Consider the following 21,533-nt stretch of genomic DNA (forward strand, 5'->3'; position numbering starts at 1 on the left):
TAATAAAACATAATAAAAATGACGAAAGCAGACATCGTAGCCAAGATTTCGGAAAAACTTGGTATGGAAAAAGGAGATGTGCAGGCCACAGTAGAATCTTTCATGGATGAGGTGAAAAATTCTTTGGAAAGCGGAGACAATGTTTATTTGCGAGGATTTGGAAGCTTTATTATCAAGACCAGAGCAGAGAAGACAGGAAGAAATATCTCCAAGAATACTACGATCAAGATACCTGCCCACAATATTCCAGCATTTAAGCCTGCAAAAGTTTTTGTAGAGGGAGTAAAGACCAACGTAGAAGTTAAGTAAGCAATATTAATTTAATCATACAGACTATGCCGAGTGGTAAAAAAAGAAAAAGACATAAGGTAGCTACGCATAAACGTAAAAAAAGAGCAAGAGCTAACCGACATAAAAAGAAAAAATAAAGTAGAGACACACATAGGTGTGTCTCTGCCGTTTTCAGTTTTAAGAATTACAAAAGTTCATTGAAATAGAAACTTTTCCCTAAAGGGAGGGAGTTTCGCCGGGTTTATAACCTGCCTCCTGTGGCAGGAAACCTGTGAAAATTATTGTTTAATCCTTTCGTTCGCCTTAACTTTTCAGATTTGGCGAATGAACATAAAATCATTCAGAGTGAATAAGGAATTGATAGTACGATCTGGTTCCTCTGACGTTGATTTTGCCTTGTTAAAGGATGGAAAACTAATAGAATTACATAAGGAAGAGGATAGTAGTGATTTTGCCGTAGGCGATATCATGCTGGCCAAGATCAGAAAACCTGTTTCGGGGCTCAATGCAGCCTTCGTGAATGTAGGGTATGAGAAAGATGCTTTTTTGCATTATCACGATCTCGGTCCCAAATTACCTTCTTTATTGAAATTCATTAAACGTGTAAGCACAGGTAAATTAAAAGACTTTTCATTAAAAGACTTCCCATTTGAAGAAGATATAGACAAGAACGGAAGCATTATAAATGTGCTGAAATCCAACCAGTCTATATTGGTACAAATTGTAAAAGAACCTATTTCAACCAAGGGACCCCGAATAAGTTCCGAGCTATCCATAGCCGGACGTTATCTGGTTCTTGTTCCTTTTTCGGACCGCATTTCGGTTTCTCAGAAAATCGAAAGTAAAGAAGAGAAAGACAGGTTGAAAAGGCTCGTGCAAAGCATCAGACCTAAAGGGTTCGGTGTTATAGTTCGTACCGTTGCAGAAGGCAAAAAAGTCGCAGAACTGGATAAAGATTTACACAACCTGTACAACAGGTGGATAGCCATGTGTAAAAAAATCCACAAAGCGGGACATCCGTCAAAAGTGCTCAGTGAGCTAAACCGGGCAGCATCCATATTAAGGGATGTGTTTAATGATTCGTTTACAGGTATTTATGTAGATGATGAAACGCTTTATTATCAAATTAAAGACTATGTACATGAAATTGCACCGGAAAAAGAATCGATCGTGAAATTACACGACGCCCGTAATCCCATATTTGAGAAATATGGAATAGAAAGACAAATCAAGACGTCTTTCGGGAAAACAGTATCCATGAGCAAAGGAGCTTATTTGGTAATAGAACATACCGAAGCTCTTCATGTCATAGATGTAAACAGCGGAAACCGATCCAACAAAGCCAAATCGCAGGAAGAAACAGCGCTGGAGGTCAATTTGATTGCAGCAAGTGAAATAGCCAGGCAACTACGGTTGCGCGATATGGGCGGAATTATTGTCGTAGATTTTATCGATATGACAAGACAGGAAAACCGCAAAAAACTTTATGATCATTTCAGAGAGGAAATGAAAGAAGACAGGGCCAAGCACAAGATCTTACCTCCAAGTAAATTTGGCCTGATACAAATTACAAGGCAGAGAGTAAGACCGGAGATGAACATCAAAACCAGGGAAGACAATCCCAATGGTGGCGGCGAAATAGAAGCTCCGATATTAATTATAGATAAGATCTCTGCCGATCTTGAAAAAATTATACAGAGTAAAAGCTTCAAAAACGGTGTAGTGCTCAATGTGCACCCGTTTATTGCAGCATATTTAACCAAAGGATTTCCATCCATCCGTTCTAAGTGGTTCTTAGAACATAAAAAATGGGTAAAAATTTTACCAAGAGACGCTTACACGTATTTGGAATACCGATTTATAGATAAAAAAGGAACAATTTTATCTTAACCAAAATACCACGCTATATTTATTACGGCGTGGTTTTTTTGTTTGGCATAGCGAATGTCTTCACGATAAACCCGGATACAACCTGTTTCTTATCTCTTTTATTTACCTTTATTTCCGTGACAAACAAACAGAGCTATACCGTAGAAGAAGCCCGCCATAAACTGGAGCATTTCTGTGCATATCGCGAACGATGTCATAAAGAAGTAGTGGCCAAACTTATGGAAATGAACATGATTCCTTTGGCTATAGACACTATCGTTGTACATCTTATATCCCATGGTTTTCTCCATGAAGAACGTTTCGCCAGAAGCTTTGCAAGGGGGAAGTTCCGGGTGAAAAAATGGGGAAAGCAGCGTATTGTCAGAGCATTGCAGCTAAGAGATATATCGGCACCCAATATTCGTGAAGCCCTCAAAGAGATCCCTGAGGAAGAGTATCTGGACACGCTGCATGAAATAGCGGAAAAGAGATGGCAGCAACTTGCCGGTACGCAGGACGCCTCTAAAAATAAGCGTGAAATATGGTTCAGAAATAAGAAGAAACTGGCCGATTATCTGCTATACAGGGGGTGGGAAAGTCACCTGGTTTACGAAAAGGTCAACGAACTTGCCGGGTAGCCCGATCCGTAAATAACCCCACAATGCTTTAAATATATTACAGTTGAAGCCCCAGCTCGCGGTGTGTTCTCAGAATGGCCTGCTCGTTCTTATAGTCAATCCACGCCTGCCCTTTGCGCTTGCGCATGAAATTGTCGTAATGCCGCATGATCAGGACATTGTAAGCCGCTTTTGCAAGGTTCAGAGGTTTTCTTGGGAAAGCCCGTAAGCTCATGGAAAAACCAGGGGTAAGATACTTCATATAATGCCAGTAGCCCTCGGGCATATACAGCATCTCTCCGTGTTCCAGGTTAGCGATATATCCCTTTGCCTGTCTCAATGCGGGCCATTTGTCGTAATCGGGATGATCAAAATCTATATCTTCTCTCGAAATCAGGGAATGCGGAATTTTATACATGTACGGAGTCTGGTCGGGCGGAAGTATAATACACTGTTTTTTACCGTGAAAATGAAAGTGTAGTATATTGGAATAATCGATATCAAAATGCATGAACACCTTACTGTTCTCCCCTCCGAAAAAAAGCATGGGCAACTGTTTTACCAGTCGAATACCTATATCCGGCCATTTGAAATCCTCCTGAAGTGTAGGCACTTCTTTCATCAGGTTATACAGAAATATTCTGTAATTAGTGGGTTCTTTCTCGAGAAGCTCGATGTACTCACTCATTTTCATAGTGGCATGAGGCTCGTTAAAACCATCTTCATGGCTCACCGGGCGATCGTCATACAAGGGGACGGTTCGGTCTCCTGCAATACGGTTTATGTAATCGAGATGCCATTTTCCGTATGCTCCCCAGTCTTTTGTGAGTTCCTGGATCACCACAGGTTTCTGAGGCTTTACATACCGGGCTACAAAGTCCTCTTTAGTGATGTTTTTTACACGAGGGATTTCCTGTAGTTGCATACGAAGTACATTGAATTTGAACCGGGCAAAGTTAAAGAATTGTTTCAAAATTGTTTATAAAAAATTCATTTTATGTTGGCGTGACGTATGGGTTTGTGTCAGAATGCATGGTGTTTTTTCTTCGGAATCTTCCATCTGTGAGATCGTGTTTTTCCCGTTGTGATCCCTTTATTTTTCAATAAAACTCCATATTGGACAGCGCCTGTTGTGCCGGTCCTCATCAGGTGTATCGCCCGGGATTACCGGGCTATTGACGAAAACTATAGCAGCATTGGCAGAAACTGTTGAAAAGCAACGATACTTATCGTACTTTTGTAAAAAAGTACACTATGCGTATTAAGGATATTCAGGAAGAAATAGTTGAGGAGTTTTCCATGTTCGACGATTGGATGCAACGTTACGAATACATGATTGAAATGGGTAAATCCCTTCCGCTTATCGATGACAAATACAAGACCGACGATAATCTGATCAAGGGCTGTCAGAGCAAGGTATGGGTACATGCCGAACTGCAGGGAGAAAAGCTGTGCTTTACGGCAGACAGCGATGCTATCATTACCAAGGGGATCATTGCCATACTTATCAGGGCGTTCTCCGGGCAGGCCCCGAAAGATATTATCGATGCCGACACGAAGTTTATAGACGAAATAGGACTTAAAGAACACTTGTCGCCTACCCGGGCCAACGGATTGGTGAATATGATAAAACAATTGAAAATGTATGCTATAGCATACCAGACTCAACTGAATTAATACGGTTTACAGACCGGAAGACCCGGCTTAAATAAGAAAATTATGAGTACAGATACCATAGATACGGCAGAACTCGGAGAAAAGATCGTAAAAGTTCTTAAAACCATATACGACCCGGAGATTCCCGTAGACATATACGAATTGGGACTTATATACGACGTTTTTGTCAATGAGGATTATGACGTAAAAATACTGATGACCCTCACCACTCCCAATTGTCCGGTAGCAGAGACGCTTCCGGTAGAAGTAGAGGAGAAAGTAAAGTCGATCGACAGTCTTAAAGACGTTGAAGTTGAGATCACTTTCGATCCGCCCTGGAGCCAGGAACTGATGAGTGAAGAAGCAAAACTGGAATTAGGGCTGTTATAAACCCTGAAGGCCCTGCCTGAAATTTAAAAAGCGTAGTATGGCTGAAGATATTATAAACCGTGTGGCCCAGAGCAAACTGGTAACTATAGATCCGGGAGATTACTACACGCCCGGCAAAAGGATACAGCTCGATATTAAGGACTGGCTCTACGAAGGTGTTGTACTTCGCGAAAAGGATTTCCGGCAGGCCCTGAAAAAGCATGACTGGAATGCTTATAAAGACGCCTACGTAGCAGTAAACTGTTCTGTGGATGCCATTATTCCGGGATGGGCCTTTATGCTGGTGGCTTCTTATCTGCATTCCGTGTGCCGGAAAGTCGTTGTGGGTGATATGGAGCTCCTGGAAACCGTCATTTACCAGGAGGCATTGCAAACCGCAGATTTCGAACAATATAAAGATCTGCCTGTTATCGTCCGCGGATGTACCGAAAAAAACATCCCGAAAAATGCCTATATTATGCTTTTGGCAACACTCCAGAAGTTCGCGAAAAGCGTGATGTATGGCGAAGCCTGTTCTTCTGTTCCGTTATTTAAACGATAAAATCGTACACTTTATCGTCATTTTGTCTAAAAAAACTCCCTATTTTTGTCAGAACTAATTGTCCGGATTACGTTTGCGGGCTTAAAAATAAAAAAGTAAGGAGATGAGAAAAATTGTATTGGCGTTAGCCCTTGTTTTGGGGGTAGCCACTGTAAACGCACAGGTGTTAAAAGAAGATTCGTTCAATCAGGGACAGGATACCGTAAGGCCTGACGGATGGATCCGGGCAGGTAATGTCACCTTTTTATTGAACCAGTCTGCATTTTCCAACTGGCTTGCGGGAGGAGAAAACAACCTGGCAGGAAATTTAGCTATCAACTACGATTTTAATTACAAAAAAGGAGACTGGACGTGGGACAACAAAGTCCTTGCAAGCTACGGTCTTACCAAACTGAAAGGACAGGATACCCGAAAAACAGACGACCGTCTTGAATTCAACTCACTTGTAGGCAAAAAAGCATCAGGCTATTGGAGCTATTCGTTCTTTGCAAACCTGAGGACGCAGTTTACTAATGGTTATGATTACGGCAATGATGCCGATAGGGATTTTCAGACTTCCGGATTCTTTAAACCTGCTTATGTGACATTCGGTCCGGGAATGCTCTGGAAAAGAAGCGAAAACCTGAAAGTGAACCTGGCTCCGGCAACTTCAAAAATGACCCTGCTGACGGGCGAAGTTTTTACCTATGACAAGGCCAGTGCTACCTTTGTTTCCAGTGATGACGTAGAGACTTTCGGAGTAGATCCGGGTAAAAGCCTTCGTTACGAACTCGGTTTTTACGTAGAAGGATATTACAAGTTCAACCTGATGCAGAACGTAACTGCAGAAAATATCCTGAACCTGTATTCCAACTATCTCGAAGATCCTCAGAATGTAGATATCAACTATACGCTGAACCTGGTGATGAAGATTAACGATTACCTCTCTACCAACCTGATCTTCCAGACGATCTATGACGACAATGCTTTCAGAGGATTCCAGATCCGGGAAATCTTCGGACTCGGGGTGAACTTCGGTTTTTAAGGAAAAGAAATATTAAGATATGAAAACTGCCGGGTTTGCCCGGCAGTTTTTTTTAGTCCTCATCTATATATTCTGGATAGAGGAAATTGTTGTAAGGAAAGCGTGTAACATGTATCTTACGGACTTCTTCATAAACCTTTTTCCGGAATTCCTGGAGGTTTTCTTTGTTCAGGGCAGATATAAACAAAGCCTGTCCGTTTACCCGGTTCATCCAGGTTTCTTTCCAATCCTCAATAGTAAAGTGCCTTTCCGATTTTTCCGTAGCAAGGTCATCTTCCTCGATAGTTTCCGGGATATACTGGTCGATTTTGTTGAAGACCATGAGCGTGGGCTTTTCCGAAGTATCGATTTCAGACAGGATCTGGTTCACCGATGCAATATGTTCTTCAAAATTAGGGTGCGAAATATCAACTACATGGAGCAGAAGATCCGCTTCTCGTACTTCGTCAAGGGTACTCTTAAACGATTCTACCAGCTGGGTAGGAAGTTTCCGGATAAAACCTACGGTATCACTCAACAGGAAGGGTAGGTTGCCGATAACTACTTTACGTACGGTGGTGTCGAGTGTTGCAAAGAGTTTGTTTTCTGCAAAAACTTCACTTTTACTGATCACATTCATCAATGTCGATTTTCCGACATTGGTGTATCCTACCAGGGCAACCCTGACCAAAGCACCCCGGTTTCCACGCTGCGTAGCCATTTGCTTATCTATGGTCTCCAGCTTTTTCTTCAGGAGGGCGATCCTGTCACGAACAATCCGCCGGTCGGTCTCGATCTCCGTTTCACCTGGCCCGCGCATACCAATACCCCCGCGCTGTCTCTCCAGGTGAGTCCACAACCCGGTAAGCCTGGGAAGGAGATATTCATATTGCGCAAGTTCGACCTGCGTCCGCGCATAGGAAGTCTGTGCCCGTTGGGCAAAAATATCGAGAATCAGACTGGTACGATCCAGAATTTTAGCCTTCAGTATTTTCTCTATATTTTTTTGCTGCGCCGGAGATAGCTCGTCGTCAAAAATTACCGTACCGATCTCATACTCGTCTACAAAAGCCGACACTTCTTCCATTTTACCGGTTCCTATAAAGGTTTTCGGATTGGGGATATCGACCTTTTGTGTAAAGCGTTTCACGACCTCTCCGCCCGCGGTGTAGGTGAGAAATTCCAGCTCATCCAGGTATTCGTTCGACTTTTCTTCATCCTGCTCACGGTTTATCACACCGATGAGCACTACTTTTTCATAATCTAAGGTCTTTTTTTCTAACATATAGTACTACAAGATCAACAATAATATGCCGGTTTTTCTTCTTGGGTGAAACCAGCCCGTAATGCCCTGTTACCCCCCAAGGGGTTAACAAAATGTATATGTGCTTTTTAAAGGCTGTAACAAAGGTACACAATTCCGCACTTTCACACTATTTTTGGCAATAAGAAGGAGATAATATACGGAATCTCTTCGTTTATTTTCGTGCGTGTGCTGTTATTCGTATTTTTAGTTCAGCAAGACAACAGATATCAAGCGTATGTTTTTCAGAAAAAAAAGTGAGGAAAAATTATTTACCATAGCATTCTACAACGTGGAGAATCTCTTTGACACCCATAACGATCCGGATACCCTGGACAACGATTATACGCCCGAAGGAGTTTTGCACTGGACGCAGAAGAGATACGGAAAGAAACTCTATAAATTGGGGAAGTCTATATCGCGTATAGGGTATGGAACCAGTAAAATGCCACCTGTACTGGTGGGACTTGCCGAAGTGGAGAACAGACAGGTTGTGGAAGAATTGTTGCGGTCGCGCTCGTTACGGGACCAGGGATATAACCTGGTGCACTATGATTCGCCGGACGAAAGGGGAATAGACACAGCGTTGGTTTACAGGGAAAAATTTTTTCGGGTGCTGAAATCGGAAGCTGTTCCGCTCCTCATAGATAATGTCAACGGAGAACGCGATTATACCAGAGACATCCTGCATGTTACCGGACTGCTCAACGGTGAGCAGGTTCATGTATTTGTAAATCACTGGCCATCGCGCCGGGAGGGAAGCGAAGATACCGTGTATAAACGTGTGGCTGCCGCGTCTCTCATACATGAGATGATGGAGCGGGTACGAACAGAAGAAAAGTCACCGGTGTTTATTGTCATGGGAGATTTTAACGATGACCCTTTTTCAGAGAGTATAAAAAAACACCTGCTGTCTCCCGATCTTTATAACCCCATGGAAAAACTGATCTCTCATGACCGCGGAAGTGCCAACTACAATTTTAAATGGAACCTTTTCGACCAGATCCTGTTTTCCCGCGATTTTCTTACCGACAGGCAAGGGAAGCACAGTTTCACAGGGGCAGGTATTTTTAATGAATCCTTTCTGGCAGAATGGGGCGGGAGATTTAAGGACAGCCCTTTTCGCACGTATGCCGGCCGCCGGTATCTTGGTGGTTATAGCGACCACTTTCCGGTATACATCCAGTTAAAACTAAACGTGTAATATAGCGGCTTCCGGAAGCAGGTCTTCTCCGCGGAAGCGAAGCAGTACCTGTGCGGTGGCAATCACGTCTTTCTCACAGTACGTAATGATACGATCAAGGTCTTTCTCTATGTAAAACACATCCCTGACCTGGCTGCCATCGATGTCGTCTTTCGGCGATGGGATACCGAGGATACTGGTCAGGAGTTTCAGTGAAGTATAGTGTTTGAAATCTCCGAATTTCCAGAGTTCCATGGTGTCCAGGTGGGGCACCTCCCAGGGCTTCTTTCCGAAAAGATTGATCTTGAACGGAATAGAGATTCCATGGATGATCATTCTCCTTGCAATATAAGGGAAATCGAACTCCTTCCCGTTGTGTGCACACAACAGGTGATAGGACTGGCTGAAATGACTTTCGAGCAGGTTTTTGAAATCGGTAAGTAGGCTTTTTTCTTCTCCGTAGAAAGAAGTCGTCCGGAATTGTCTTTCGCTTCCTTTCAGGGAAAAGTATCCTACCGAGATACAGATGATCTTTCCGAATTCGGCCCATATTCCTGCCCGGTCATAAAATTCTTCGGCAGTGTACTCGTCTTTACGCTGGTATTCGGTTTTCTGGCTCCAAAGTTCCTGTTGTGCCTCAGAAAGTTCTTCGAAATGTTCTTTTTCGGGAACAGTTTCGATATCGAGAAACAGAATATTTTCCAGGGGGATTTTGTGTAGCATATTATCGGAGATTTAGCATGTGATACGATTCCCGTATATAGGCATAAAAATCTTCACTGTGGGGATCTTTATCCGCGTGTTTTTCCTTGCGGTGCCCCAGGCGCACGATAATGATATTATCTTCGGGGATCGTAATAACGTACTGGCCGAGATGGCCGTTCATATAAAATACTTTTTTATGGTTGTAGTCGCTGAGCCAGAAGCCATATCCGTAATGCGGAGCATCGGCAAAACGGGGAGTAATGGATTTGGAGATAAAGGCAGAGTCGAGCAGTTGCTCTCCGTTCCAGACACCGTAGTCTTTGTATAATTTTCCGAAACGTGCAAAATCGCGGGCATTGCTCGCTATACAGCAATAGGCTTTTTCCAGCCCGTCTTTTTCACTGTCCAATTGCCAGAAGGCATCACTCTCGGCACCCAGGGGTTTCCAGAATTTTTCCGAGAGGTAACCCGACAGGGTCCGGCCTGTAGCTTTTTCGAGGACCATGGCAAGAAGTTCCGTATTTCCACTGAGGTATTTATAAGACTCGCCCGGTTGTTCCGTAACGCGGAGTCCGAGGATAATCTCCCGTAAATTATGGTCGAAATACGCTCTTGTGGTGACGGAAAAAGGACTGTAATACGATTCGTCCCAGTTGAGACCGCTGGACATAGATGAAAGGTCACCGACCGTTAGCCGGGCAGCGGTACCCTCTGAGAATTCCGGAAAAAAATCGCTTACCGGCTGGTCCAGACTTTTTATCTTTCCTTCCATAATGGCTTTTCCCAACATTGCCGATACGATGCTTTTGGCCATGGAAAAGGAATTGCTTCTGGATTTTATATCGTAATCTTCATAATATTTCTCGAACCAAAGGCTGTCGTTTTTGATGATGAGAAATGCGACGGTACCGAGTTTTTTATGAATGGCCTCCAGGTTTTCGGTTGCGTGCGTTTTATTGTAATTCTTGTGTATGGGCCACGGCTGTCCTTTTCCTGCCGCTATGGTCCGGTTATCAAATGCCGTATAATCTTCCAGGTAGGCCGTGGTATGACCGGTGCCGTAAATGGTGACCACCGCCTTGATCAGATAGCCATACCCGAAGAGGTAAAGACCTGCAATGACCGTGATAAGGACGATAAGCAGCCATTTGAAAAAAGCTTTGACGACTTTCATTCGGAATATGTTTGATGTAGTTAAAGATAAGAAATTAACCGTTTGGGGACCGTGGTCTTATTCTCCGAACGAAACCGGGTTACGGTAAAATTGTCCGGTAGCGATTAAAACAAGGATTGCTGTTTATAAGGACTTTCATGTTCAAGCAACCATTTTTTTCGCCATAAACCTCCGGCATACCCGGTCAGCGAGCCGTCATTACCTATTACCCGATGGCAGGGGACAACAATCCACAGCGGATTCCGGGCATTGGCTCCTGCCACGGCGCGTATGGCTTTGACGTCTCCGAGTTTTTTAGACAGTTCCAGGTAGGACATGGTTTTCCCGTATGATATTTCCTGAAGGGCATCCCAGACCTTTTTCTGGAAGTCGGAACCGGAAGGATTGAGTTTCAGATCAAATTCGTGTCGTTCGCCCGAAAAATACTCGCGGAGTTGGTAGACACAATCTTCGAGTTCCTCCGGAATGACTTCATCATATATGACCTCATCTGCTGCAATATCCCTTACAGATATGGAAGATACCCCGTTTTTATCTCCTGTAAGGGCTGCTGGGCCAAGAGGGGTTTTTACAAAAATTGTTTTCATGTTTCTTCTTCGGTATCATCGATTATACCCAGTCTTTTGGCCCGGAGTTGCCAGTTTCTTCTGGCCAGTACCTGGAGATCTTCCACATTATCGCTTTCGTCTACAATTTCCAGCCCCAGAAGTGTTTCAATAACATCTTCCATAGTAACCAGCCCGCTTACGGAGCCGTATTCGTCGACGATCAGTGCAATATGTTCTCTTTGCAGGATAAAACTCTCGAACAGATCGGGGATCGGAAGGTTGCGCTGGATAATCAGAATATTTCGTCGGATATCGGCAAGTTTCAGGTCTCCGTTTCCGTTGATGATCTCTTCCATAACCTCGTCTTTGAGTATAAACCCGGTAATATTGTCGGGGTTGTCTTTATAAACAGGTATTCTGGAAAAGCGCAGTTTCGGATTGTTTTTGAAAAAAGTCTCTATAGACAAATCCTCCGAAGCGGTTTTTATCACAGTTCTCGGGGTCATGATGTCCCTGGCATAGACTTCGTTGAATTGAAGCAGGTTTTTTATGATCTTGCTCTCGCCCTGCTCAAACACACCTTCCTGTTCGGCAATATCTGCCATGGCCGTAAAGTCTTCCCTGCTGAAAACCGATTCGTGGGCAGCCTTACCACCTATCAAACGGGTCGCCAGACGTAGTACCCACAACAGGCCGGTATATTGCAGGGGAAATATCAGGAGGTTCAATGTTTTCGAAGTGAAGTTGGCCAGTTGTTTCCAGAAGGTTGCTCCAATAGTTTTAGGAATGATCTCGGAGACGATAAGTATCAGTGCGGTCATTATTGCCGATACGATCCCTACGGCATTGTTACCGCTGCCAAATGTTTTCTCGGCCTGTACCCCGACCAGAATAGCCCCGACAGTGTGAGCTATGGTGTTGAAAGTAAGAATAGCTACCAGGGGCCTGTCTACGTCATTTTTCAAAGCTTCCAGGTTGGCGGCGTAACTTTTCCCTTCTTGTTTTTTAAGGTTGATAAAAGTAGGGGTAATGCTGAGCAATACGGCTTCCAATACGGAACATAAAAAGGAAAAGAGTATGGAAACCAATGCATAGAGGACCAATAGCGTCATTGTAGTTTTAATTTTGTCCTCGCTAATTTAACAAATGAACTCGGGTAAACCTAAACCTGCATGCGAAGGAATGGATATTATCTGTAAAAAAAGGCCGTACACCTCGTTAATGTACGGCCCTGTAGTCTTATTTCAAGGCTGCAGTATTGAGGTGTCGTACAAAACGATCGGTTTCGTATAAAATGGCTTCGGCTTCGAGCGGATTCTCATAAGAGTCGTCAAATATTCTGATAGTAAGTGGTTTACCTTGCTCTTTTCTATTGAAGATCATTGAGATATTCTGTATGATCTTCCTGGAGCCTTCTCCGTTATTCCAGGACTTATGCACGTTGCAGCTGTCGAAATCGCTTAGGTTTACAATACTGTAATCGCCCTGTTTTTTGTGATAGCTCAACAGTTTTTTATCTGTCGTATCCGAAACAAGGATATGGCCCGCGAGGCTTACCGTTAGATTTTGCTGTATGTGATTGTCTGCACATAGCTTTGCGATATGACGTTCCAGTTTTTTCTTTTTTGATTTTTCTTTAATCAGAATATATATGATGGGACCCATGAATATAATCAGGAAACCTATTCCCATTTCCAGAGATATAAAATCCATTTTTTTAGTTTTTATTGATCAACAAAAAGTGTGACGATATGTTCCGGGACATCGAGGGTGTGCCGGAAACAGTGTATCTTCAATACAAAGAGATGTTTATCAATAAAAGAAATGGAAGGGGAACAGCAGCTGTTCGATATGGTGTTTAAGGTTTGTGGGGGGCAGAAAATCTACTGCCCTGTTATTCAGAACTGTCCGATGTGGAACATTGTTTTGCCAGCATTCCTGAAGGGGAAGTCCCGAGGGAAGTGTTTTTATCTTTCCTGAGAAAAAAGCACGGGAAGACTCTTCTTCGTTCAACACTCCTGCATAGGTCGAGGCCTTTGCGATGCTAAGCGAAGTCTGGTCTTTGTTTTTTTGAGTTATGGTTTCGGCTTTTGCCTGAGGAATCGGCATCAGAACAGTGGCCAGCCATAAAAACATAAAAGACAAAGCCGTATATACTTTGTGTCTCTGCTTTTTCACAATACAAAATTACGTGAATAGAACAGTATGTCAGCCAATTTGGAGTTAAAATTTTTATCGCCGTCAAAAGAAGTGAAAGTAAAACGGGGACCTTAATTTTTATTTTTTAAGGTGTTACTGTTTGCAGATAATACCTTTTTAGTATTTTTATCGCCCTCCGATGTTATGGATATTATGAAAAATAAAGAAAAACTGCCCTATTGCCTCAATTGCGGAGCGGATCTCGGAGAGGCCCAGAATTATTGCCCGGTCTGCGGACAGGAGAATTGGGACCAGAAAGTGCCGCTGAAAACCTTTATATCCGATTTTTTTTCCACGTATTTCAATTTCGATTCTACTTTTTTTAAGACGGTTCCGGCATTTTTTTTCAGACCGGGAAAGCTGACCAACTTATACAACCAAGGTAAGCGACGCGTATATCTGAACCCGATACGTCTATATCTGGTGATGTCTATATTTTATTTTTTTGCAGTGAGTCTTATTATACCCCGGAATTTTTTCGATCGGGTAATGACTACCGATTATCTTGGAATGCTGGATGAGAACATAGCGCTACAGGATACCCTGGTGGCTCAAGATCATCCGGAAAATAACAAAAGAGCTGAGATTGACAGTGTTCTCCGGGTAGCAGGAAACAAAAATCCTTCCGTTTTAAGCGGGTTGGATACATTGGTGACAAAACTTCGAAAAGATCCTGAGAACAAAACGGGTTGGCGGGAGCTTAAGATACTTGCCCAGGACCCTGCCGTTTCGGATACTACCTTTGCCCGGGCCTGGGGAGAAAGCAACTTAAAAGGTCTGGACTTTGCAAATATTGAGACAAGACGCAATTTTGTGGCCAATTCCAATCTCTTTCTGTTGGGGTTTGCAAGAAATCTTCCGGTAATGATGCTTTTCCTTTTACCTTTTTTCGCCCTGATGCTAAAGCTTCTTTACATACGGGGAGACCGGTATTATGTGGAGCATCTCATCCACGGGCTGCACTTGCACAGTTTTGCCTATCTGATATACGGCCTGGGAATTACATTGATTTACTTTGGGGTAGGCGATGCTACCTGGGTTTCGATCATTCTTTTTATGCTGGTTTCCACCTATGCCTATATTTCCCTGCTCAATGTCTACGGACAGGGATGGTTTAAGACCCTTCTGAAGTTTAATGTACTGGGCTTTGTGTATTTTGTCCTCTTCTGGGTTGCGCTGTGCTACGAGATATATCTGTCGCTGCGTTTTATATAAGAAACGGGGAACACTACATATCGAGCATCCCCCGGTATATATGATTATTTCATCAGTCTTATGGCATCTTTGGCAAAGTAAGAAGCGATGATATCCGCTCCTGCTCTTTTAATGGCAGTGAGTTGCTCCATGATCACAGTATCATGATCGAGCCATCCTTTTTCGGATGCAGCCTTTATCATCGCATATTCTCCGCTCACCTGGTATACTGCCAGCGGAACATCGAATTCGTTTTTGATGTCTCTCACGATATCAAGGTAACACAAACCGGGTTTAACCATGACAATATCCGCGCCTTCATCGATATCCATTTCGGTTTCGCGAAGGGCTTCGATACGGTTGGCATAATCCATCTGGTAGGTCTTTTTGTCTTTCGGGATTCCCTGTTTATCTACCGGAGCAGAGTCGAGAGCATCGCGGAAAGGGCCGTAAAATGCCGAGGCGTATTTAGCGCTGTAACTCATTATTCCGGTTTGGGTCAAACCTTCCTCTTCCAGTGCTTCTCGCATAGACAATATACGGCCGTCCATCATATCGCTGGGAGCTACAAAATCGGCTCCTGCAAGGGCATGAGACAGGGCCATCTCGGTAAGAATATCTACGGATTCGTCATTCTGGATAATGCCGTTTTCCACGACGCCGTCATGTCCGTAACCAGAATAAGGGTCGAGAGCAACATCGGTCATGACCAGCATGTCGGGAACCGCATTTTTAACGGTTTTTACAGCACGCTGCATAAGACCGTCCGGGTTAAGGGCTTCGGTACCCCGGTTGTCCTTGAGGTTATCCGGGACCTTGACAAAAAGAAGTACGGATCTTAACCCCATACGGAATAATTCTTTCACTTCTTTCTCCAGCAAATCCGGGCTGTACCGGTAGTAACCAGGCATAGAGGCGATTTCCTCTTTTACATTGCTGCCTTCGGTGACAAATAACGGAACGAGAAAATCATCAGGACTCAGGATAGTTTCTCTTACAAGTCCTCTGATAACTTCGTTGCTGCGTAATCTTCGATTTCTTCTGAGCGGATACATAATATTGTTTTTATCTGTAAATGAATACTTATTTTTCAGGAGCTACAACCAGTCTTTCGGTGTTTGCAGCACTTGGAGAAGTTTCTCCTCTTCGCTGCCTTCCTCCGGACGATGATCGTATACCCACTGTACATGAGGAGGCAGGCTCATGAGAATACTTTCTATTCGGCCGTTGGTCTTCAGGCCAAACAATGTGCCTTTATCGTGTACCAGGTTGAATTCCACATACCGTCCCCTGCGTATTTCCTGCCAGGTACGGTGGGCTTCGGAGTATGTAAGTCCTTTTCTTTTGCTTACGATGGGTAGGTAAGCCTGTAGAAAACTGTCACCTACTCCGGTAACAAAATCATACCAGCGTTCCACGGACATCCCGGCCGTAGGTTTGCAGTAGTCAAAAAAAAGTCCTCCTATGCCGCGGGCCTCTCCCCGGTGCGGATTCCGGAAATAGTCATCGCATTTTTTCTTAAAATCGGCATAGAAAGAAGGATGGTGAAGGTCGCATGCCGTTTTGCAGGTCTGGTGAAAATGCACTGCATCTTCCTCAAAAAGATAATAAGGAGTGAGGTCCTGTCCGCCTCCGAACCATTGGTCTACGATGTTCCCTTCTTTATCGTACATTTCAAAATAACGCCAATTGGCATGTACGGTGGGGACGAACGGGTTTTTGGGATGAAGTACAAGGCTGAGTCCACAGGCAAAGAAATCGGCATCCTGAACTTTGAAATAATTTTGCATGGACTCCGGAAGTTTTCCGAATACCCTGGAGATATTGACTCCTCCTTTTTCAAAAACCTCACCATTCTCTATAACCCTGGTACGCCCGCCTCCGCCTCCGGGGCGCTCCCAGAGATCTTCGCGGAAAACAGTACTTCCGTCCTCTTTTTCCAGGGCATTGGTTATGGTGTTTTGCAGGTCTTGAATATATGAATAGAATTTGTTTTTCATAAATCTTCTGGTTTTACGGCTCTTCAATATATACTAATCCGGGATAATCCGTTTCCGTGATCCCGGTTATTTTTTTACTGCCGGCCATAGCTTCTTTGAGCTGTTTTACGATATACCGGTCTGTAAGCACATCTCGTTTTTCCGTCCATCGTTCAAACAATTCTCTTCCTTTGGCATTGTTGTGCAGGTCCATAAATCTGGCCGGCTCTTTATTGGGTGCGAACTTTTCGTGCCAATCGGTTATGATTTTGGCCCAGTCAAGCGATTTTTGCTTGTTTCTGTTCCATTTCATGGCCTCCCGGGTAATGAGGATATTCCACAAGGCGTGTCTAAAAGCGTTGCCACGACCATTTCCCTGGTGTTTTTCGGGGTAAAGGTCGTGGCATATCCGCATGGTCTTTAGTGTCGCTTTTGCCGTGGGGTAAAGCATCAGGGGCCATTTTGCAAATAAAACAACCAGGCTTAAAATCTGCCTGAATTTCAGATGCCGGATTAACTTCCACAACGACATGTTTACGTTTTCTGGGGGAGGTGTAAAATACTAAGAATTATACGATTTTACCGCATCTATAAACGCCTTGGCATGGTCCACGGGAATATGGGGTAAAATACCGTGCCCGAGATTGACAATATAACGGTCTTTTCCGAATTCGTCTATCATCTGGTGCACCATTTTCCTGATGGTGGCAGGTGGAGACAGTAATCGGGACGGATCAAAATTTCCCTGTAAGGTTACCTGTCCTCCACTGAGGTAACGGGCGTTCCTCGGAGAGCATGTCCAGTCTACACCCAAAGCACTTGCTTTGCTTTTGCCCATCTCGTGAAGAGCAAACCAGCACCCTTTCCCGAATACGATGACCTTGGTATGCGGAGCTAAGGCTTCCACGATCTGGTTGATATAGGGCCAGGAAAATTCCTGGTAATCTACCGGCGACAACATACCGCCCCAGCTGTCGAATATCTGTATGGCATTACATCCTGCTTTGACCTTTTCAAGCAGATAGGCAATAGTGGTGTCTGTAATTTTCTGGAGAAGTTTATGAGCCGCTTCGGGTTGTGAAAAACAAAAACCCTTGGCCGTGTCAAAACTCTTGGACCCTTTTCCTTCGACTGCATAACAGAAGATGGTCCATGGAGATCCGGCGAATCCGATAAGTGGTACTTCGTTGTTTAGTTCTTCTTTGGTGAGCTTTATCGCATCCATGACATATCCGAGTGTTTCGTGGATCTCAGGAACGATAACGTTGTTCACATCTTCGGCGGAGCGGATAGGATTGGGGAGCCAGGGTCCCACGTTTTCTTTCATTTCCACGTCAATCCCCATAGCCTGTGGTATAACGAGGATATCCGAAAATAAAATGGCGGCATCGGGTTTAACAATACGGATAGGTTGTACGGTAATCTCGGCGGCGAGTTCCGGGGTACGGCAACGGGTGAAAAAATCGTATTTGTCGCGTAGCGCCCGGAATTCGGGTAAATACCTTCCGGCCTGGCGCATCATCCACACCGGGGGACGTTCTACGGTTTCTCCGTTAAGTGCTTTCAGGAACAGGTCGTTTTTTATCATGTTTACCATTGTTGTAGGTGTTGACCGGAGCAGTGAGCTCCCGGTTACTTTCCTGGGTTATATTTTTTTAAAATGTTTTGCCACAGCCGCGATCACACTTTCTATCTCCGTGTTATAGGCTATGACAATATTCCGGGTAAGCCCTTCGAGGGGTTTTGCCGTGGTGGTACCGATGCAGAAACAAACAGCATCGGAAATTGTATTGCTTTTCAAAAAACTGCGAACTCCGGAAGGACTGAAAAACAGGATGCCCTGTAACGGCGTATCGATCTTACAAGGGGTGAGTTCCGTAGTGTACACTTCGACTTCATTAAAATCTATACCACTTTCTGTGAGGGCTTCCGGAAGGTCATTTTTTCGAAGGTTTCCACAAAAAAATGTAAAACTCCGGTGGCGGTGTACGGTGGTGAGTTCTTCGGCCAGTTGCGTAGCATAATCTTTTTGCAGGACCACTTCAAAGCCATAGCGCTCGAGTAGCAGTCTGGTTTTTTTCCCCACGCAAAAACAGGGCTTGCCCGTGAATTTTTTGCCTTCTCCGCTTTGCATTACGCTTTTTACGGCATTACTGCTGGTAAAGATCAACGCTTCTTTCACCGAAGAGAGGTCCGTGCTTTTGGGGCTTACGGTAATAAAGTCTGCTTCGATCAGTCGGAACCCTGCATGGAGCAGGAGGTCTCTTTGATTGATCTGTAGCTTTTTCGTAGATAATATGCGCAGATTGTTTTGCATTATTCCATCGAACAGAATTTGGCAATATCTTTATTGGCTCCGAATACGACGAGAACATCATTGGCTATAACTACCGTGTCTTTATTGACGGCGCCCATAACTTTTCCAAGAGATTGTCTGGTTCCGAAAAGTGTGGTTTTGACCTCTTTGCGGATAATAGTAATGATGTTGAGGTTGTATTCGTTCCGGAAATCTATTTCCTGAAGGGTTTTACCTTCAAACTCCGGAAGCGCTTTGATTTCCGAAATGGAGTGGTAGGGGTCCAGTTCGAAATTGTTGATCATACTCTTGAGGTTGATCTTTTTGGCCAGTGCTTCTGCAAATTCCTGTTCCGGGTGCACGATGATCTCGATGCCCATGGCGTGCAATACCGTATCGTGAATAGCCGACAGGGAGCGGCTTATGATCTTGGCTTTCGAGAGTTTTTTTATAATAGCCGTGGCAATAATGGTAGCCCCTTCATTTTCTCCGATGGCAATCACTGCGATATCTGCATTCTTGAGCGGGACGGCCTCATAGGCCATTTCATTAGTGGCATCCATACACACGGTATGGGCTATGGTGTCCTTTAAACGGTCTACCTTTTCCATTTTGTTGTCCACACCAATTACTTCGTTTCCCGTTTCCGTGAGATATACGGCAAGTGAAGATCCGAAGTTACCCAGTCCGATGATGATAATTTTCATGTGTACGTGTTTTCGAGAAGAAGGTCTGACAATGGTATGACCTTCCCTACTCGGTATTGATTAACAATCAGTTTATTAAAATATTCTCCTCCGGATACCTGTACGAATTGTGCTGTATACGGCGGAGCATGCCGATCAGTAAATTGAGCAGGCCTATTCTTCCGAAGAACATGACAAAGATAAGGACGTATTTGCTCGGATTGCTTAGTTCGCTTGTAATTCCCAAAGAAAGTCCTACGGTACTGTAAGCCGAGAACACCTCGAATGCAATCTGGATCAGCGTAAATTTCTTTTCGAATATCAGAAGTAGTAATATGGCATTTCCGATAACGATAAGAGAAATACAAATAATGGCAAATGCTCGTTTTACCGACTGGCTGTTTACCTTACGGGTGCCTATTTCTATATGTTCTTTTCCCCTGGCCGTTGCAATAATATTAAGGGTTGCAAGCGCAAAAGTACTGGTCTTTATCCCTCCGCCAGTCGAAGCCGGTGATGCCCCGATCCACATCAGGAGGATCGTGAACAGAATGACGGGCATGGTGAGTTCGGAAAAATTCACGGTGTTGAAACCGGCAGTTCTTGTTGTTACCGAAACAAAACTTGCCGTGGTGAGCTTTCCCCAGAAGCCTTCGTGCGACTGTAGTGTATTTCCCCATTCTCCGAGCACTACAAAGAGGGTGCCGAGAAACAGCAGAAAAGAGGTCGTTACAATTACGATCTTAGAATTGAGCGTCAGTACTCTTACCGGTTGTTTGAACTTTCTGAAGGTGATAATGTTCAGCAACAACTGCTTGGCATATCGTATAAAATTGAAGGCAATATTATATCCCAGACCTCCAAGTATAATGAGATACATGATGATCCACTGAAAACCGTAGGCGTGACTGATATATTGCTCATGCAGGCCATTGGACAAGGTGGAAAATCCGGCATTACAAAATGCGGAAATAGAGTGAAATATAGAGAAAAATACCTTGTTGTCTATTTCGGAGATATCGTGTACGGAATAGAAAATAAGAACAGCTCCGGCCAGTTCCAGCCCAAAAGTAAAGATCACCACCTGCATGGCCATTTTCAGAACGTCATTCAATTGTTCGGTGCCCATGAGGTCGCGAATGTTGAGGCCTTCCTGGAACGAAGTACCACCTTTAAAGAAGAAGGCAAAGAAAGATGTAAAGGTCAGCATTCCTATTCCGCCAAGCTGAATAATGATCAGGATAATTGTTTGCCCCAGCGAAGTAAACTGGGTGGCGGTATCCATCACGATAAGCCCTGTAACACATACGGCACTGGTCGAAGTAAACAGAGCGTCCGTATAGTCGATACCATTCGTGGTAGCGTTGGGAAGCATAAGCAGGAAAGAGCCGATGAGGGCAATGACCATAAAACTTCCGATAAACAGGATCAGCGGGTTGTGATATACCGTATAAAGTTTGCGGAGCAGGTGTGTAAGCCGTAACAGGAAATACAGGATCAGCCCGATGTCTATGAGATATGAAATATCCCTTATTTTGTGAAAACTGTCAAAATCGCCCAGGAAAAAAACGGTCAGTGTAATGACGATCGTACTTATCAATACGATAAGATTAGCTTTGTACATCCGGTTGACCGTGGGATCTTTGGAGATATACAGTCTGACGAAGTTTAGTGCTATAAGGGTTATGGCAATGAGCAGAAGACTCAGTGATTTATTGTAAATCAGGTGATAGTCTGCCTTGTATCCGAAATCGACAACCAGGAACACGATGAGGATAATATCCGTAAAGCCGTAAATCTTGGAGAGTGGGCTTTTATAATTTTTTAAGTTCTTTTTAGGCATTTTCCATCCGAAATATTTTCCTCTCTTTAATCTCTAATTGCCGGATTTTGAGTGGC

General features: G+C 44.0%; 24 protein-coding genes. 9 read left to right on the forward strand and 15 right to left on the reverse strand.

Annotated features, from left to right (window positions below; all coding sequences use genetic code 11):
• Positions 1–18: 18 nt before the first annotated feature.
• The 3 genes from BT112_RS04510 (at position 19) to BT112_RS04520 (ending at position 2,798) form a co-directional block, all read left to right on the forward strand.
• Positions 19–309, forward strand: a complete 291-nt coding sequence (locus BT112_RS04510) for an HU family DNA-binding protein (RefSeq protein WP_072316194.1) — start codon at positions 19–21, stop codon at positions 307–309.
• 327 nt (positions 310–636) lie between these two features.
• On the forward strand, positions 637–2,181 hold the full coding sequence (locus tag BT112_RS04515; RefSeq protein ID WP_072316195.1) for an Rne/Rng family ribonuclease: 1,545 nt from the start codon (positions 637–639) through the stop codon (positions 2,179–2,181).
• 116 nt (positions 2,182–2,297) lie between these two features.
• The gene (locus BT112_RS04520) at positions 2,298–2,798 is read left to right on the forward strand and encodes a regulatory protein RecX (protein WP_072316354.1); all 501 of its coding nucleotides are present in this window, start codon (positions 2,298–2,300) and stop codon (positions 2,796–2,798) included.
• A gap of 37 nt (positions 2,799–2,835) precedes the next feature.
• On the opposite strand, the gene BT112_RS04525 is transcribed toward BT112_RS04520, so the two are convergent.
• Complete coding sequence (locus tag BT112_RS04525; RefSeq protein WP_072316355.1) at positions 2,836–3,702, reverse strand: cupin-like domain-containing protein; 867 nt, start codon at positions 3,700–3,702, stop codon at positions 2,836–2,838.
• Positions 3,703–4,031: 329 nt separating this feature from the next.
• Here BT112_RS04525 and BT112_RS04530 point away from each other — a divergent pair, with 329 nt between their 5' ends.
• The 4 genes from BT112_RS04530 to BT112_RS04545 all read left to right on the forward strand — a co-directional run bounded on the left by BT112_RS04530 (position 4,032) and on the right by BT112_RS04545 (position 6,388).
• Entirely contained in the window at positions 4,032–4,454 is a 423-nt protein-coding gene (locus BT112_RS04530; RefSeq protein ID WP_072316196.1) for a SufE family protein, read from the forward strand.
• Between the two features lie 42 nt (positions 4,455–4,496).
• On the forward strand, positions 4,497–4,823 hold the full coding sequence (locus BT112_RS04535) for an SUF system Fe-S cluster assembly protein (protein WP_072316197.1): 327 nt from the start codon (positions 4,497–4,499) through the stop codon (positions 4,821–4,823).
• A gap of 37 nt (positions 4,824–4,860) precedes the next feature.
• Positions 4,861–5,364 (forward strand): DUF2480 family protein, encoded by a 504-nt coding sequence (locus BT112_RS04540; RefSeq protein ID WP_072316198.1) that lies wholly within the window; start codon positions 4,861–4,863, stop codon positions 5,362–5,364.
• Positions 5,365–5,467: 103 nt separating this feature from the next.
• A complete protein-coding gene (locus BT112_RS04545) occupies positions 5,468–6,388 on the forward strand; it encodes a DUF3078 domain-containing protein (RefSeq protein ID WP_072316199.1) in 921 nt (306 codons plus the stop codon).
• Positions 6,389–6,440: 52 nt separating this feature from the next.
• Here the strand turns inward: BT112_RS04545 and hflX are convergent, their stop codons facing one another.
• Positions 6,441–7,652, reverse strand: coding sequence for a GTPase HflX (hflX, locus tag BT112_RS04550; RefSeq protein WP_072316200.1), 1,212 nt, complete (start codon positions 7,650–7,652; stop codon positions 6,441–6,443).
• Between the two features lie 256 nt (positions 7,653–7,908).
• Here hflX and BT112_RS04555 point away from each other — a divergent pair, with 256 nt between their 5' ends.
• The gene (locus tag BT112_RS04555; RefSeq protein WP_072316201.1) at positions 7,909–8,874 is read left to right on the forward strand and encodes an endonuclease/exonuclease/phosphatase family protein; all 966 of its coding nucleotides are present in this window, start codon (positions 7,909–7,911) and stop codon (positions 8,872–8,874) included.
• Here the strand turns inward: BT112_RS04555 and BT112_RS04560 are convergent.
• The 6 genes from BT112_RS04560 to BT112_RS04585 all read right to left on the reverse strand — a co-directional run bounded on the left by BT112_RS04560 (position 8,863) and on the right by BT112_RS04585 (position 13,458).
• Complete coding sequence (locus BT112_RS04560) at positions 8,863–9,576, reverse strand: 3'-5' exonuclease (protein WP_072316202.1); 714 nt, start codon at positions 9,574–9,576, stop codon at positions 8,863–8,865. The two genes, BT112_RS04555 and BT112_RS04560, sit on opposite strands and share 12 nt — an antisense overlap.
• Position 9,577: 1 nt before the next feature.
• Complete coding sequence (locus BT112_RS04565; RefSeq protein ID WP_072316203.1) at positions 9,578–10,732, reverse strand: serine hydrolase domain-containing protein; 1,155 nt, start codon at positions 10,730–10,732, stop codon at positions 9,578–9,580.
• A gap of 104 nt (positions 10,733–10,836) precedes the next feature.
• Entirely contained in the window at positions 10,837–11,319 is a 483-nt protein-coding gene (locus BT112_RS04570) for a methylated-DNA--[protein]-cysteine S-methyltransferase (RefSeq protein WP_072316204.1), read from the reverse strand.
• Positions 11,316–12,392, reverse strand: coding sequence for a CNNM domain-containing protein (locus tag BT112_RS04575; RefSeq protein ID WP_072316205.1), 1,077 nt, complete (start codon positions 12,390–12,392; stop codon positions 11,316–11,318). The genes BT112_RS04570 and BT112_RS04575 overlap by 4 nt, the downstream gene beginning before the upstream one ends.
• A gap of 127 nt (positions 12,393–12,519) precedes the next feature.
• Complete coding sequence (locus BT112_RS04580; RefSeq protein ID WP_072316206.1) at positions 12,520–12,993, reverse strand: hypothetical protein; 474 nt, start codon at positions 12,991–12,993, stop codon at positions 12,520–12,522.
• Positions 12,994–13,092: 99 nt separating this feature from the next.
• A complete protein-coding gene (locus tag BT112_RS04585; RefSeq protein ID WP_139275999.1) occupies positions 13,093–13,458 on the reverse strand; it encodes a hypothetical protein in 366 nt (121 codons plus the stop codon).
• Positions 13,459–13,623: 165 nt separating this feature from the next.
• Here BT112_RS04585 and BT112_RS04590 point away from each other — a divergent pair, with 165 nt between their 5' ends.
• Entirely contained in the window at positions 13,624–14,694 is a 1,071-nt protein-coding gene (locus BT112_RS04590; protein WP_139276001.1) for a DUF3667 domain-containing protein, read from the forward strand.
• A 44-nt stretch (positions 14,695–14,738) separates the two neighbouring features.
• Here BT112_RS04590 and hemB read toward each other — a convergent pair whose 3' ends face one another.
• From hemB to BT112_RS04625, 7 genes are all read right to left on the reverse strand, one after another.
• Positions 14,739–15,728 (reverse strand): porphobilinogen synthase, encoded by a 990-nt coding sequence (hemB, locus tag BT112_RS04595; protein ID WP_072316209.1) that lies wholly within the window; start codon positions 15,726–15,728, stop codon positions 14,739–14,741.
• Positions 15,729–15,770: 42 nt separating this feature from the next.
• Entirely contained in the window at positions 15,771–16,673 is a 903-nt protein-coding gene (gene hemF / locus BT112_RS04600; protein WP_072316210.1) for an oxygen-dependent coproporphyrinogen oxidase, read from the reverse strand.
• Between the two features lie 13 nt (positions 16,674–16,686).
• On the reverse strand, positions 16,687–17,178 hold the full coding sequence (locus tag BT112_RS04605; protein ID WP_139276003.1) for a DUF6973 domain-containing protein: 492 nt from the start codon (positions 17,176–17,178) through the stop codon (positions 16,687–16,689).
• Positions 17,179–17,214: 36 nt separating this feature from the next.
• Positions 17,215–18,240: a uroporphyrinogen decarboxylase gene (gene hemE, locus BT112_RS04610; protein WP_072316212.1), complete on the reverse strand. Its 1,026-nt coding sequence runs from the start codon at positions 18,238–18,240 to the stop codon at positions 17,215–17,217.
• Positions 18,241–18,297: 57 nt separating this feature from the next.
• On the reverse strand, positions 18,298–18,969 hold the full coding sequence (locus BT112_RS04615) for a uroporphyrinogen-III synthase (protein ID WP_072316213.1): 672 nt from the start codon (positions 18,967–18,969) through the stop codon (positions 18,298–18,300).
• On the reverse strand, positions 18,969–19,655 hold the full coding sequence (locus BT112_RS04620; RefSeq protein WP_072316214.1) for a potassium channel family protein: 687 nt from the start codon (positions 19,653–19,655) through the stop codon (positions 18,969–18,971). The genes BT112_RS04615 and BT112_RS04620 overlap by 1 nt, the downstream gene beginning before the upstream one ends.
• A gap of 67 nt (positions 19,656–19,722) precedes the next feature.
• Positions 19,723–21,477, reverse strand: coding sequence for a TrkH family potassium uptake protein (locus BT112_RS04625; RefSeq protein WP_072316215.1), 1,755 nt, complete (start codon positions 21,475–21,477; stop codon positions 19,723–19,725).
• Between the last annotated feature and the right edge of the window lie 56 nt (positions 21,478–21,533).

The sequence above is a fragment of the Sinomicrobium oceani genome (assembly GCF_900119185.1).
GTDB lineage: Bacteria > Bacteroidota > Bacteroidia > Flavobacteriales > Flavobacteriaceae > Sinomicrobium > Sinomicrobium oceani.